Consider the following 13,725-nt stretch of genomic DNA (forward strand, 5'->3'; position numbering starts at 1 on the left):
TTTGATACAGCTCTGTAAAATCAGTCGCCTATGAGCCTACCACTTGGACGATTTATACGCCGGGCCGACGCCTGGTGGCGAGATACCTCCTCATCGATTCGGTTGCTGGGTATCCGACTTCGTTATCCGCAGGTACAGATTGGGAAAGGCGTTCGCGTATACGGACCCATACAACTCCGTATAGCCCGGACCGCCCGCGTCGTTATTCAGGACAACGTTGTGTTCCGGTCTACCACGCGCCACAACTTTGTTGGCCTTACCAAGCCGGTTTCTATTTGTGTGCTGGCCAATGCGGAACTGTTAATTGGAGCAAACAGCGGCTTCTCGGGCACATCGATCTACGCGGCCACCTCCATTCGGATTGGCAACTACAGCAATTTTGGCGGCAACAGCTGCCTGTGGGACACCGATTTTCATCCTCTTGAAGCCCACTTGCGCCGAGACCCGGTCAACCCAGCCCGGCAGGCCCCAATCTGGATTGGAAGCGATGTTTTCGTGGGTGCCAATACGCTCATACTAAAAGGAATTACCATAGGCGACCGGTCTGTAATCGGAGCCGGCTCAGTGGTTACCCGCCCTGTCCCTGCCGATGAAATATGGGCAGGCAATCCTGCCAGGTATGTGCGGTCACTGCAGCCCGACCCGATGGGTACCGGCCCACACAAGCCAGCCGTTTCGTATTCATAGACGCTGGTATTACAAACTACCTACCCGTCCTCTCTTTTCATATTCAGCATACGCGTCACTATCCGACAGCCAGCGTTTCCCTCCCCATTGTGCGATGAAGGCCATGCCATACTCTCCCCATACCAGACCCGCCGAGCAGCTGGTCGACCAGAAATGGGTCGAATACCTGCTGGTATACGCCCTGATTGCTTACTCAACCATTCCCTTTTTCAAAAGCAATTATGGCCGGGGCCTGGTGGTACTCTCGCTACTGCTGGTAGCACACTCGCTGCTCAAGGTACTTCGTAAAGAGGTTGGCTACATGCTCGGCATCGTGGCGGCCCTCGAGCTCTATCATTTTCTTTATTTTCCCAAATACGATCTTAGTATCGTTCGGGAGGTTGTATTCGCCTTTTTCCTGGCCGCCTTCTGTGTCTATTACCTGAAACTGCGGTTCCAGGTCATCTACGTCACTGTTCTTTACTGGATCTCGATTATCAGTCTGGTTGTCTTCGGGCTCCTGTTAATCAACCCGGGTCTGGTCCATTCCATCGACAATTCGTTTCCCGCCATGTTCCGCATCACGTCCGAATACATTGAGTTCGATGGGAAGAACGTCACAAAAACAAATCCCATTTTCTATAATTTCGATTACAACTTCTACAAGGTTCGCAACAATGGCCCTTTCTGGGAGCCAACAGTATTTGCCTCACTGCTACTCATTGCGCAACTTTTTAACTTCATCAGTACACGTCACATTTTCAATCGGCATGGTCTTGTTTTTACCCTGACCATTATTACCACGTTCTCGACCACCGGCTTCATCGCTTATTTCATTTTTCTAGTTTCCGTAACGGTCATCAACTCGCGCACCAAACCCCTGCTAAAACTGGCGTTGCTAGTTATGGCCGTATCGGGCAGTATCTACCTCTACAGCGACCTGCCCTTTCTGCAGGAAAAAATCAACAATGAGATCAACGAGGCTGATATCAACATCGACACGCGGGGCGATTCGCGGGTAGCCGGCGCCATGCTCGATCTATTCGAGATTTCAGAGAGCCAGCTTTATATCTTACTGGGCAAAGGAAGCGACCGCGACTCCCGCATTGGCGGACTCGACAAAACCGCTCAGCGTAACTGCGGCCTGACCGGACTCTTTGTGGAGTGGGGTGTTCTGTTTGCCCTGCTCTACATTGGCCTGATTTATTACAGCTTCTGGCAACTGTGCAGCGTACACGGCCTCAATCGATTGTTCGCCTTTCCCTTCACGGTTTGTATCCTGATATTATCCTTCAGCGAAATCTTCTTTGAACTCCCGCTTTTTCACGTGTTTATTTTTCTGGGACTGCTGATTCGCCAGCATACGAACCGACAACGCATCCGGCCCACGATCAACATTGTGAGTCAGCCCGTACCAAGTCGTCCGGCAATGCCCCGATCCACCATTCAACTGCAGTAGTTCTATCCGCTTCTTCCGTCGATGAAACCCAGTTTCTCCATCATAACACCCTGCTTCAACAGTGAACGTACCATTGCGCAGACCATTGAGTCGGTGCTGGCCCAGTCGTACGAACCGGTTGAGTATATCCTTGTCGATGGGCAGTCAACCGATACAACACTGGCCATTATTGAGCGCTACAGTGCGGTCACCAACGGTCGTATCCGCTACCTGTCCGAACCCGACACGGGCATCTACAACGCCATGAACAAAGGAATTCAGCTGGCTACGGGCGATCTGATCGGTATCATCAACAGCGATGACTGGTACGAACCCGACGCGCTCGCTACCGTGGCAGCGGCCTACGAACAGCATGGCGATGCCGTATACTACGGCATGCTTCGCCTGATTGTCGATGACAGGGAATTTTCCGTGCTGACCACCCATCATGACTTTCTGGGCCAACGAATGATTCAGCATCCGACCTGCTTTGTTCCCCGCACGTTTTACAACCAGTTTGGCGGTTTCGATGAGCAATACCGATTTGCGGCCGATTACGAGCTGATGCTCCGGCTCAAAACCCGGCAGGTCCCCTTTCAGCAACTTTACCACCTGCTGGCCAATTTTCGTGAAGGCGGAGCCTCCATCAACCCGGCCAGCCAGCTCGAATCGTTTGCTATAAAAAAACGCTACAACTTCCTTACCCCCCAGGCGTATTACAAAGCCGTCGTCCGGCGTAATCTGTCGGCCTTTATGCAGCGACTTCGGGCCTGATCAATCGACTTTTTCCTTCCACAGTTATGCCAGCCAATCAAATCAGCCTTATTGTCGCCACCCTGAACCGGACCGACGAACTGGCCCGGTTTATCGAATCGCTGGGGCCGGTAACCGGCATCGCCATCGACCTGATTATCGTCGATCAGAACCGCGACGACCGCATCGACCGGCTGCTGGCGGATACTCCGCGCAATCCGGTCATCGACGTGCAGCACCTGCGGTTCGACCGCAACAACCAGTCGCTGGCCCGCAACTACGGCCTCACCAAAGCCCGCTACGACCTCATCGGATTTCCCGACGACGACTGCTGGTACGAACCCGATACGCTCGCCCGTGTGATGGCCATCTTCACGGACCAGCCCGCGCTGGGCGCCATACTGGGCCGCTGGGTCGAGCACGCGGTAGTGGTGCCCGCGCAGGCCGAACCCGTATCCCTGCGCTCACTGCTCGACTTCCGGTCGGTACCTACCAGTGCAATCATCCAGTTTTTTCGCCGGGAGGCTCTGCCGGCTGCCGATCCATTCGATCACCAGTTTGGTGCCTACCGCGAAAACGGCGGTTATTTCGGCTGTGGCGAAGAAACCGATCTCATGATTTCGGTCGCCCGGCGGGGGCATACCGTTCTGTTTTCGCCCGAAGTCCGGGTACACCACAAGTACGCCCCCCGCCGGTTCGACAGCCTGGAACAGCAGTTTGCCTTCACGCGCCACCGCGCCCGGGGAACCGGAGGGCTGTACGCCAAACACCAGTCGGCCCCCTACGTGGTGCTGCGCGGTCTGACCTCCCCGTTCATCCGGTCGTGGCGTTACGTCTTCCGGCCCGCCCAGTTCGTCACCCACACGGCCCTGTGGCTTGGTCGGGTCGAGGGATACCTGCGCTGGTGGCATCGCTACGGGCGTCACCGCCACCCTTCCCTTTGAGCCCCGCCTGCCAACAGCACACAAAAAACCCCGGCCGAAACATCGGCCGGGGTTTTTTATTCGGTATTCCCTCTTCTCATGATTTGTCTTGCTGATTACTTCAGCCCCTGCAGCATGCCGAAGAAAGCGGCTTTCTTGTTGTACTGCGTGTCGAACAGCGTCGGCATTTCGCGGGGCTGCTTTTCGGTTACCAGCCAGCTGTCGGCGTCGCTGATGTCCCACAGCGTGATGCCGTACTGCTGAGCGGCCGGAACCGATTGTTTGTAGATCGTGGCGATCGTCTGGTACTTCAGACGCTGTGCTACTGCGATGGCTTTGGTGAAGGTGAACGATGCATCGTTTTTAGGATTCACGGCGATGTCGAGTTCCGACATGTGCACGTTCAGACCCGTAGCGGCCAGTTGTTGCAGGGCGTTCCGAACACCGGCTTCCGACGTGGTCAGGTTGATGTGGGTCTGGGTGCCGATGCCGTTGATGGGTGTGCCGCTCAGTTTGAAGTCAGCGATCATTTTCAGAACGGCCTGCAGTTTGGCGGGATTCGACTCGAGGCAGTTTTCGTTGTAGATCAGCGTAGCGGCCGGATCGGCTTCGTGTGCCCACTGAAAGCATTTCTTAACGAAGGTCATGTAGGCAGCATCGCTGGGGTATAGGGCGCGGAAGGCCGTTTTCTGCAGTTCGCCTTTGTAATCGAACAGTTCGTTAACTACATCCCAGCTGGCGATTTTACCTTTTTGGCGACCTACTACCGTCTGGATGTGGTTTTTGATGGCGGCTTCGAACTCAGCCGTGGTGCCTTTGAACTGCGTCATCCATTCGGGAGCAGCCAGGTGATACACCAGGCAGTGACCGTGCAGGCGCAGGTTCAGCCCCTGGGCCAGTTTCACACTGTTGTCGAGTTCGGTGAAGTTGAATTTGCCGGGAGCCGACTGGATGTTCATGAACACCGGCACCGTCCGCGAGCTGAACTGGGTCGATACCAGGCCGGCTACTTTCGGGTTGTTGACGATCAGTTTCGAGTTCAGGGCGATACCGATCGGGAAAGAGGCAACCGACTTCAGCGTGCTCGTGCTGTCGTCGATGGTGGTTGCGTCGATCTTCGACGAAGCGTTCACATCAACCGAAACACTCTGGGGTACCACTGCATCACCTTTAGGGTTACAGGCCGAAATCAGCGCCGTTACGATGAAAGCGATCACGAGAGTTACGTTTTTAGAGGCCGATTGAGTGAAGAAGGAGCGCATTGTTTTTGCCTTGTCTTTAAGTACATGACAAAATTGGCCATTGCGCGGCCCTTCTTTTTTTCTATTCTATGAACTGCAGGTTCCAGTCCTTTTTCGACAAAAAACGGCTGTTTTTCGGCGAAATAGCCGGTTCATTTTTTAGGCAATTTGTAACTAAAAGCTAGTATAAATATACTTTCTAAGCTGTTTTTTTTGCCGTTTCAGCCCGGCCCATCCGGTTTCACTTGAACAGACCCGATCATAACTAGTTGATAATCAGCAACTAATTAAAAACAGATTAAAACCTGCCGGACCTAGCCAGCGGCACAGGACATCCGATCCCTAAACCGGTGTTTGGTCGGTTTCCTTCGATGAATGGTAGAAAACAGCCGTTTTTTGGTAGCCATCCGCGTTTTATTCGTTTTCTGGCTTTTGTCCTATTTGGTTCAGAACCGCTCGATGTAAGCTACTAAGTAGATACACTTAGCAAACAAATAATGAGCACCTTCAGCCGTGGCACGGTGATTGTTTAACTTTATCTATACTACTAAACAAAAAAGGTAGCATATCCAGAAATCCATACCGACCTTAGCTAGTACGCAACCAACGCTATCCGCGTCGCTGTCAACGGCCATGTACAACCACTTTCTGATTACCCGCTTCAACGTCCGCAACAAAGCCTGGCTGACGGACAAGAACCAGAACACCGTTAAAACCGACGACTGGCTGCAGAACCGCTTCGCCCTTTTCGACGCCTACTGTTTTCCGTCGGTGCAAAGCAACGCCACCCGCAGCCCCTTCACCTGGCTGGTTTTCTTCGACGTTCAGACGCCCGAACCGTTCCGAGAGCGCATCCGGCAGTACCAGGCCCGATTCCCGGCGTTCCAGCCCGTTTTCATTCAGGACATGGACGAGCTGACCGATGCGATCAAAACCACCATCGCAGCCCAGGTCGACGACCAGACAACCGGCATCATCACGACCCGCATCGATAACGACGATATGCTGCATACCGATGCCCTGCACACCATCCGGACGTTCGTGGAAAGCCACCCTATCGAGTCGGGGCTGGTCGATATGACGCGGGGCCTGTGTATGCAGGTCGAACCAGAGCTGAAGGTGAGTGCCTGCATCTATTACTCCAGCCCCTTTATCTCGTATGTGGAACCATATCGGGGCCGCGACGCCCTGAAAACGGTGATGCACCGGCCCCACCACAAGTGGTTCTACCGCACCCCCACCTTCGAACTGACCGGTAAACCGCTCTGGATTCAGCTCATCCACGCCAAAAACATGGCGAATCAGATGCAGGGGCGCATCGTGACCGACCCGGCAGCCCTGTCGGGCTTCACGCTGGGACGCACCCTGCCCGCCCTGGCGAACTCCCCCTCGGCGGTGTTCCGGACCAACTACCTGCTGTATCCCTTCTACCGGCTCAAGAAAGTAGCCAAGAAACTATACCTCGCCCTCGACGCTCAACTGGAATTTATCAAACAACAGCCTGCCACGCGCTGATATGACTACGCTCCCGCTCTCTCCCGCTCCGATCGTACTGTTTGCCTACAAACGCTACGACGCCCTGAAACAGACTGTCCAGGCGCTGCAGCAAAACACGCTGGCGGCCCACAGCACCCTCTACATCTTCGTCGATGGCCCAAAAGGCCCGGCCGATGCGCCCCGCGTCGATCAGGTCAAACAGTTTCTGGATACGGTCGATGGCTTTGCCCGCATCGAACGCCGATATAGCGACGTAAACCGCGGACTGGCCCGTTCGGTGATCCGGGGTGTCTCGCAGGTCATCGGCGAACACGGCCGCGCCATCATCCTCGAAGATGACCTGATCACGGCCCCCACCTTTCTGTCGTATATGAATGCCTGCCTGCAGACCTACCAGCACGAGCCGAAGGTTTATTCGGTGTCGGGTTACACCTTCCCCTTCCGCAAGCCCGGCAATTACCCCCACGATGCTTACTTTTTTCCGCGCTATGCCTCCTGGGGCTGGGCCACCTGGGCCGACCGCTGGCAGTCGGTCGACTGGGACATGACCGACTACCCGGCCTTTCTGACCGACAAGGCCGCGCAGGCCCGGTTTGCGGCCGGCGGATCGGACCTGCTGCGTATGCTGCGCGAACAGATGGATGGCAAACTCGACTCGTGGGCCATCCGCTGGGGCTACCACCAGGCCAAACACCACGCCTACACCGTGTACCCGGTTTACTCCAAAGTCGACAACATCGGTTTCGACCAGGATGCCACCCACACCAACATTTTCAACCGATACAAAACCACCCTCGACCAGCAGGAAACCCGCCCCTACCAGCTGCCGACCGCCGTGGTCGAAGATCCCTATTACAGCCAGTCGTTCCGGCGCAAATACAGCGTCGAGACCCGAATCGTGAACCGAATCAAAACCCTCGCCGGGTTCCGCTAAACAACCGAGGCCCGTCATGCGACGGGCCTCGTTCAATTAACGCCTGAGCCATTGCTTCAGCAGGTAATACACGTAGAGCGGGTTGGTAACGGCATAGCGCTTCAGCAGCCGCCGGGGTTCGAGCAGGAGTCGAAACAGCCACTCCAGCCCGGCCCGCCGAATCCAGGCCGCTGCCCGGGCCTGATCGCCGGCCAGCACCGGCAGCGCCCCGCCAACGCCCAGCAGCACCGCCGGCACCTGTCCCCGCAGCCGCGCCATCCAGCGCTCCTGCTTCGGACACCCCAGCCCCACGAATACCAGCCCCGCCCCCGATGCCCGAATGGCAGCCGCAGCCGCAGCATCTTCGGCAGGCGTGGCCGGCCGGAACGGGGGCGATACCATGCCGGCTATTACCAGCCCCGGAAACCGGTCGGCACACTGCGCCCGGATCCGCGCCAGCACCTCGGGTGTCGACCCGAAGAAATAAACCGATACGCCCTCGGCCGCAGCCCGCGCCAGCAGCGTATCCGTTACATCCATACCCGCTACCCGTTCCTGCCGCAGCCCGTAGAGCAGCCGCATGGCCCAGGTGAGCGGCACCCCATCGGGGCATACCCAGTCGGCCCCGTTGACGGCTGCCGCGATGGCCGGGTCGCGCCGGGCTTCGACCACCATGTGTACGTTGGCAAAGCAGGCGCTGCGCGGCTCGTGCCGGTGAGCGGCCTGCATAACCGCATCGATAAAGGCAGCGTAGGTGCCGGTATAAACCGACAGGCTGACAACCGACCGGCGTGCGCCAGCCGCAACAGGACCCGGCGGACTGGGCTTCGATGCCCGCTGCACCCGGTCGGTAACGAGAGTAGGTTGCTGATTCATAGTGATAAACAATCGTCATTCATACGGGCCGGCTTAGCGGCCCGGCGGTACCAGCGTTTTACGCAGGGCCAGCCAGGCACCGGCCGATGCCGGGTACAGGTCGCCCTGGTCGAGGGCCAGACTCAGGCGCAGGTCGGCCCCGCCCAGCCACGATACCGGGGAGCCGGCCGTCAGCCCCGCCGACAGCTGGTTCACCGGCATTCTGAAGGGCGCCCGCATGATGCCCTGGTTGCGGCTGGCCGATACGAGCAGCTGCACCCACAGGCCCGACGCCGAGCGCCCCGCCACACCCAGGTGCAGCAGCGTCAGCTGGTTGTTGCCCACGGCAAAGCGGGTACGCGTGGTGCCCGCCACCAGCGCCGGTCGCAGATCGGCTTTGGGGCCTATAAACGGCGTGCCGATGGTGCGCCCGCCCGTTGTCCAGCCGTCGAGGTACTGGTAGTTGTTGAAATAATCGTCGAGACCGAAGGGCAGTACGGTGCCGCTCTGATCGAGCGTCGACAGCACTTCCAGCAGCAGGTGGTCGATTCGGAAGCCCCCCGCCGGTGCGCCCGGCCGCCGGAGCGAGAGCCCGTAGAGCCCGTCGGGCCAGTTGGCAAACTGCAAACCCGACTTATCCTCGAACGGGTGCTGGTAGTAGCCCAGCAGCTGCCAGTTCGTCAGCCGGACCGTGGCCCCCAGGTCGACCGAGCCGAGGTGGTTGCCGATCTGGTTGAGCGCATCATGCTCCGTTACGTTGTTGCCCGGTGCCTGCTCGGGGGCTTTGGCCACCAGCACCCGCCCGAAGTCGGCCAGCGACGAGGGCAGCTGCCCGTTGTTGGGATACAGCCGCCGGTAGCGGTAGTCGGAGCGCCCCCCCCACTGGGCGTTGTGCAGCAGCCCACCGTAGAGCTGCACCCGCCCGCCCGGTTTGCCCAGCCGCAGATACACGGCTTTCTGATGCAGGTATGACCCCTGAATGGAATCGGTGCCTGCAAACCAGCCGTGGGCCATAAACGCGTTGATGGCCAGCCAGTTTCTGGTGAAGCCCAGCGGCACAAAGCCCGCCGTACCCAGCTGCACCTTCGGCAACGGCAGCGCATTGCCCGACCAGGCATACGAGCCCGAACTCAGCAGCGTATCGACCAGCCCGAACACGTCCCGCCGACGCCCCCCGTACAACTCAAACACGCCCAGCCGCAGCTGCGCGTAGGCTTCCGGCAGCAGCAGCCGCCCGCCCGAAGGGCCCGCCTGCCCCACCACCTCAGCGCCCAGCCTGAGCCGCAGCCCCCGGGGGCGGGTCGTCAGCGCACGGTTCAGCACGCCCCCCAGCCGGACCAGCCCGGCGGGGTTACCGAGGGGTACGATGCCGTACTGCCGGCTGCGCAGCCAGAAAGGGGTCGGGGCAGCTGTGGCGGCCAGCCCCCCCAGTTCGATATACGCCAGCCGGGGGCGGGTGGTGGTATCGGGAAGGGCCTGCCCGCACACCGACCGACCCAGCAGGCCGGCCAGTATCAGTCCGTAGAATATGCTGCGTCTGCTCATTCGTTGGTATCAGCGACGCAGGAGCGGAAAACCAGTGGCAACCGCCAACCCGACCGGGCCAGCTCCACCTGCGTCGGGTATACCGCTGCATCTATGATGCCACTAATTTACGTTTTACAAAAATGATTAACAAAAAGACACCTCACCTCGGCTCTATGCCACATAGCCCGTTTGAACGGGGCTAAACCCACAGATAAACAGGTGGTAACGATTTTTATATCGATCCTGTTTAATCCTATTTTTTCAATGCTATTATCCATAAAGCCCCGCCAATATCCAGCCCGGAAACCCGGTAAATAAGCCAGTTGACCACCATTCCGATGGAGTATTGTTACCGTTAAATAAATTAAATGCCTTTCATCTTTGCCAAATGCAATTTATCCTGCTTTTCGTCCGACGCATTATGCACTATATACAGCATCCGTTATATACCGATACAACCGAAACAACGCACTAAATACATTCTTTTAGTATTCATTTTGCAAAAAAGGTTAAATCAGAATAAAAATATTTTTTCTTAACACAAACAAGTAATAAACAGAATAAATATTCAGTACATCAATTGATTATCCAAATTTTATAAGGCAACTAGGCCGGCTTTTTTAAAAAGTGCCCGTATCTTTCGGTTGCAAAACGAGTGAAAGGGGGCCGGACCATGTCTTCATTTGTCTCTTTTCTATCCACAATCTTCTTTTTACCGCATGCTCGACGTCTTCCTGCGTACACCCCTTCTTTCCCGTATTTGTACAATTCTGGCCGTTGCCGGCCTGTCACTGGCCAGCCTTTCCGGCTGCGTAAGCCCGAAGCAGCTGGTTTACTTCCAGGACCTGTCGAGCCGGCCGGATGCCCTGCTCCAGAAGCCTTTTTCGCCCGCCATTCAGCCCGGCGATCTGCTCTCCATCCAGGTCAGCAGCCTCAACCCCGAAGCCTCGGCGTTCTTTAACCCCTACATGCTGCAAACCATGCAGCAGCCCCAACAGCAGTTGAGCGCGACCACGCCCCTGCCCGCTACCCCCGGCTACGTCGTTAATCCCGACAGTACCGTGACGCTCCCGCTGATCGGGCTGGTGCGCGTGGCCGGCCTGACCAACACCACGGCCGCCGAGCAGATCCGGACCCGACTGAAACCGTATCTGAAAGAGCCAACCGTGAGCGTGCGGAACCTGAACTTCCGCATCACCGTGCTGGGCGAGGTGGCCCGGCCCTCCCTGTTCAACGTGGCCAACGAACGCATTACGCTGCCCGAAGCCCTCGGCCTGGCTGGCGACCTGACCATCTACGGCCGGCGCGACAACGTGCTGGTGGTCCGCGAAGAAAACGGCCAGCGCACCTACCAGCGGCTCGACATGACCAAACGCGACGTCTTTCTGTCGCCCTACTACTACCTGCACCCCAACGACGTGGTCTACGTAGAACCCAGCAAGGCCCGCGTCGCCAGCGCCGACCGGTTCTACCAGACTATGCCCATTATCCTGAGTGCCCTCTCGTTTATTGCTATCATCTTCTCGCGGTACTAGCGCTCCGCTGCAATCGCAATTCCGTTCAATCCCGAACAAAACCACGCCATGAGCGACAAAAGTTACGCCTACGTGCCCTACCAGACCGTTGAGGCCGAGAACAAAAACCTGCGGGCCATGCTGCTCCGCTACCGCAACAACTGGCCCTGGTTTCTGGGCTGCACCCTGCTGGGGCTGCTGGCGGCCTACGTGTACCTGCTCTACCAGCAGCCGATCTACAAGGTGCAGGCCAGCCTGCTCATCAAGGACGAGAAGAAAGGGCTCGACAGCGAAAGCATGCTGAAAGAACTCGAAATTTTCACCCCCAAGAAGGTGGTCGAAAACGAAACCGAGATTCTGAAGTCGTTTACGCTCATGGATAAGATCGTAGCCCGCAACGACCTGGCCACGCGCTACTACAGCCCCACCACCTTCGGCAAGCGCGAAACCTTTGCGCCCCCCGTGCGGCTGATTGTGGAGAAAGCGACCGACGAGCTCTACAAAGAGCCGCTCGAACTGACTTTTCCCAATGCCCGGCAGGTAAGCATCAACGATACGCGCTACCCGCTGAACCAGAGCATCCAGACGCCCTACGGCCGGCTGCGCGTATTTGGCCGCCAGCCCGTCAATGAACAGACCACCCCGGTTATCGTACGTGTCGACCCACGCCCCAAGGCCGTGCGGGCTTATCTGAAAACGCTCAAGGCCGAACCCACCTCCAAAGCGTCGAGCGTGATCATGCTCACCATGGAGGATGCCCTGCCGCAGCGGGGTGAGCTGATCCTGAATCAGCTGATCGACGAATACAACCAGGCCGCCATTGCCGATAAAAATAAAATGGCCGCCAACACGCTCAAGTTTATCGAAGACCGGCTGGGCCTGATCTCGGGCGAACTGGCCTCGGTAGAAAAAGACGTCGAGAACTATAAATCGACCCAGGGCATTACCGACCTGAGCGCACAGGCCCAGGCGTTTCTGACCACCGTGCAGCAGAACGATGCCCAGCTGAACCAGACCAAAATGCAGCTGGGGGCGCTCAACGATGTAGAGCGCTACGTTGATAATAAGGCCAATCAGCAGGGTATGGCGCCCGCTACGCTGGGGCTGGCCGATCCGGTCATGGTGGGTATGGTGAACCGGCTGTCGGAGCTGGAACTGAAACGGGAACAGGTAATCCGGACCACCTCGGAGCTGAACCCGCTGGTGCAGACCCTCGAAAGCCAGATTGCCGAAACCCGTACGAGCATCCGCGAAAACGTGCAGTCGATGAAAAAGCAGCTGCAGACTTCGCAGCAGCAGATGGTGGCCAACAACGGCCGCATGGAAGGCATGATCCGTACCATTCCGACCAAAGAGCGGCAGTTGCTGAACATTGCCCGCCAGCAGGCCATTAAAAACGACCTGTACACCTACCTGCTGAAAAAGCGCGAAGAAACCGCCGTGTCCTTTGCCTCCACCATTTCCGACAGCCGCACCATCGATGCCGCCCTTTCGGATGGTGAGCCCGTTAAGCCGGTTAAACGAATTTTCTTCCTGCTGTTTGGCCTGGTTGGCTTGCTTCTACCGGTAGCGGCAATGGCCGGGCGCGACGCCATGAACAACAAAATTCTGCGCCGGCTCGACGTGGAACAGAAAACCAATACGCCTATTCTGGGTGAGCTAACTAAAAGCAAAAAGCCGGAGCCCATCGTGATCCGGGGCCGCTCGCAGTCGGTTATTGCCGAACAGATCCGGACGCTGCGCACCAACCTGCAGTTTCTGCGCTCGGCCGATCCCAGCCAGGTGCTGCTCTTTACCTCCAGCATCAGTGGCGAAGGCAAATCCTTTATCTCGCTCAACCTGGGGGCCAGTCTGGCCATTACCGGCCGGCGCACTGTCATTCTGGAGATGGATCTGCGCAAACCCAAGATCCACAAAAACCTGGGCGTCGATCCCGGGCTGGGCATCAGCAACTTCCTCATCGGCGAAGCTACGCTCGATCAGGTGCTGCAACCCATCGACGGCTATGAGAACTACTACATGGTTTCCTGCGGCCCCATTCCGCCCAACCCCTCCGAGCTGCTGAGCACGCCCAAACTAACTGAACTGATTACCGAGCTGAAAGCCCGCTTCGACTACGTCATTATCGACTCGCCACCGATCGGACTCGTGACCGATGCCCAGCTCATTGCACCCCTGGCCGACGCTACCATGTATGTGGTGCGGCACGATGTAACGCCCAAGTTCTACCTCGACCAGCTCGAAACCTGGTACCGCGAACAGCGCTTCAACAAACTGAACGTAATTCTGAACGCAACCGGCGACGGCGAATCCTACTATAGCAGCTACGGGTACAACGCCTACTATGAAGACGAGGCCAAAAGCAGCCTGCGCAAGCGGTTGAGTTAGCCCTCAGCGC

At 57.4% G+C, this 13,725-nt stretch carries 11 protein-coding genes; 8 read left to right on the top strand and 3 right to left on the bottom strand.

Translation table 11 applies throughout. From position 1 onward, the window contains the following. The first annotated feature begins 30 nt into the window (after positions 1-30). The 4 genes from ACYVAC_RS02950 (at position 31) to ACYVAC_RS02965 (ending at position 3,801) form a co-directional block, all read left to right on the top strand. Positions 31-687: an acyltransferase gene (locus ACYVAC_RS02950; protein WP_461096073.1), complete on the top strand. Its 657-nt coding sequence runs from the start codon at positions 31-33 to the stop codon at positions 685-687. 94 nt (positions 688-781) lie between these two features. After that, positions 782-2,125 (top strand): hypothetical protein, encoded by a 1,344-nt coding sequence (locus ACYVAC_RS02955; RefSeq protein ID WP_461096074.1) that lies wholly within the window; start codon positions 782-784, stop codon positions 2,123-2,125. A gap of 21 nt (positions 2,126-2,146) precedes the next feature. Then, a complete protein-coding gene (locus tag ACYVAC_RS02960) occupies positions 2,147-2,878 on the top strand; it encodes a glycosyltransferase family 2 protein (RefSeq protein WP_461096075.1) in 732 nt (243 codons plus the stop codon). Between the two features lie 26 nt (positions 2,879-2,904). Beyond that, positions 2,905-3,801 (top strand): glycosyltransferase family 2 protein, encoded by an 897-nt coding sequence (locus ACYVAC_RS02965; protein WP_461096076.1) that lies wholly within the window; start codon positions 2,905-2,907, stop codon positions 3,799-3,801. 95 nt (positions 3,802-3,896) lie between these two features. Here the strand turns inward: ACYVAC_RS02965 and ACYVAC_RS02970 are convergent, their stop codons facing one another. Further along, positions 3,897-4,997, bottom strand: coding sequence for an endo-1,4-beta-xylanase (locus ACYVAC_RS02970; RefSeq protein WP_461096077.1), 1,101 nt, complete (start codon positions 4,995-4,997; stop codon positions 3,897-3,899). A 657-nt stretch (positions 4,998-5,654) separates the two neighbouring features. On the opposite strand from ACYVAC_RS02970, the gene ACYVAC_RS02975 reads away from it, so the two are divergent. Then, positions 5,655-6,536, top strand: coding sequence for a glycosyltransferase (locus tag ACYVAC_RS02975; protein WP_461096078.1), 882 nt, complete (start codon positions 5,655-5,657; stop codon positions 6,534-6,536). A gap of 1 nt (position 6,537) precedes the next feature. Continuing rightward, positions 6,538-7,452, top strand: a complete 915-nt coding sequence (locus ACYVAC_RS02980) for a glycosyltransferase family protein (RefSeq protein ID WP_461096079.1) — start codon at positions 6,538-6,540, stop codon at positions 7,450-7,452. A 36-nt stretch (positions 7,453-7,488) separates the two neighbouring features. Here ACYVAC_RS02980 and ACYVAC_RS02985 read toward each other — a convergent pair whose 3' ends face one another. Both ACYVAC_RS02985 and ACYVAC_RS02990 read right to left on the bottom strand, forming a co-directional pair. After that, positions 7,489-8,307, bottom strand: coding sequence for a WecB/TagA/CpsF family glycosyltransferase (locus ACYVAC_RS02985; RefSeq protein WP_461096080.1), 819 nt, complete (start codon positions 8,305-8,307; stop codon positions 7,489-7,491). A 33-nt stretch (positions 8,308-8,340) separates the two neighbouring features. Beyond that, a complete protein-coding gene (locus ACYVAC_RS02990; protein ID WP_461096081.1) occupies positions 8,341-9,831 on the bottom strand; it encodes a capsule assembly Wzi family protein in 1,491 nt (496 codons plus the stop codon). Positions 9,832-10,532: 701 nt separating this feature from the next. On the opposite strand from ACYVAC_RS02990, the gene ACYVAC_RS02995 reads away from it, so the two are divergent. Both ACYVAC_RS02995 and ACYVAC_RS03000 read left to right on the top strand, forming a co-directional pair. Then, complete coding sequence (locus tag ACYVAC_RS02995; protein WP_461096082.1) at positions 10,533-11,348, top strand: polysaccharide biosynthesis/export family protein; 816 nt, start codon at positions 10,533-10,535, stop codon at positions 11,346-11,348. Between the two features lie 48 nt (positions 11,349-11,396). Further along, positions 11,397-13,715 carry a GumC family protein gene (locus tag ACYVAC_RS03000; RefSeq protein WP_461096084.1) on the top strand — a complete coding sequence of 773 codons (2,319 nt, stop codon included), beginning with the start codon at positions 11,397-11,399 and terminating at the stop codon, positions 13,713-13,715. The last annotated feature ends 10 nt before the right edge of the window (positions 13,716-13,725 follow it).

It is taken from the genome of Spirosoma luteolum (genome assembly GCF_054778875.1).

Excerpts from the sequence above, each read along its gene's own strand:
- ACYVAC_RS02950 (WP_461096073.1), top strand. The coding sequence starts at position 31 with ATGAGCCTACCACTTGGACGATTTATACGCCGGGCCGACGCCTGGTGG.
- ACYVAC_RS02955 (WP_461096074.1), top strand. The coding sequence starts at position 782 with ATGAAGGCCATGCCATACTCTCCCCATACCAGACCCGCCGAGCAGCTG.
- ACYVAC_RS02960 (WP_461096075.1), top strand. The coding sequence starts at position 2,147 with ATGAAACCCAGTTTCTCCATCATAACACCCTGCTTCAACAGTGAACGT.
- ACYVAC_RS02965 (WP_461096076.1), top strand. The coding sequence starts at position 2,905 with ATGCCAGCCAATCAAATCAGCCTTATTGTCGCCACCCTGAACCGGACC.
- ACYVAC_RS02975 (WP_461096078.1), top strand. The coding sequence starts at position 5,655 with ATGTACAACCACTTTCTGATTACCCGCTTCAACGTCCGCAACAAAGCC.
- ACYVAC_RS02980 (WP_461096079.1), top strand. The coding sequence starts at position 6,538 with ATGACTACGCTCCCGCTCTCTCCCGCTCCGATCGTACTGTTTGCCTAC.
- ACYVAC_RS02985 (WP_461096080.1), bottom strand. The coding sequence starts at position 8,307 with ATGAATCAGCAACCTACTCTCGTTACCGACCGGGTGCAGCGGGCATCG.
- ACYVAC_RS02990 (WP_461096081.1), bottom strand. The coding sequence starts at position 9,831 with ATGAGCAGACGCAGCATATTCTACGGACTGATACTGGCCGGCCTGCTG.
- ACYVAC_RS02995 (WP_461096082.1), top strand. The coding sequence starts at position 10,533 with ATGCTCGACGTCTTCCTGCGTACACCCCTTCTTTCCCGTATTTGTACA.
- ACYVAC_RS03000 (WP_461096084.1), top strand. The coding sequence starts at position 11,397 with ATGAGCGACAAAAGTTACGCCTACGTGCCCTACCAGACCGTTGAGGCC.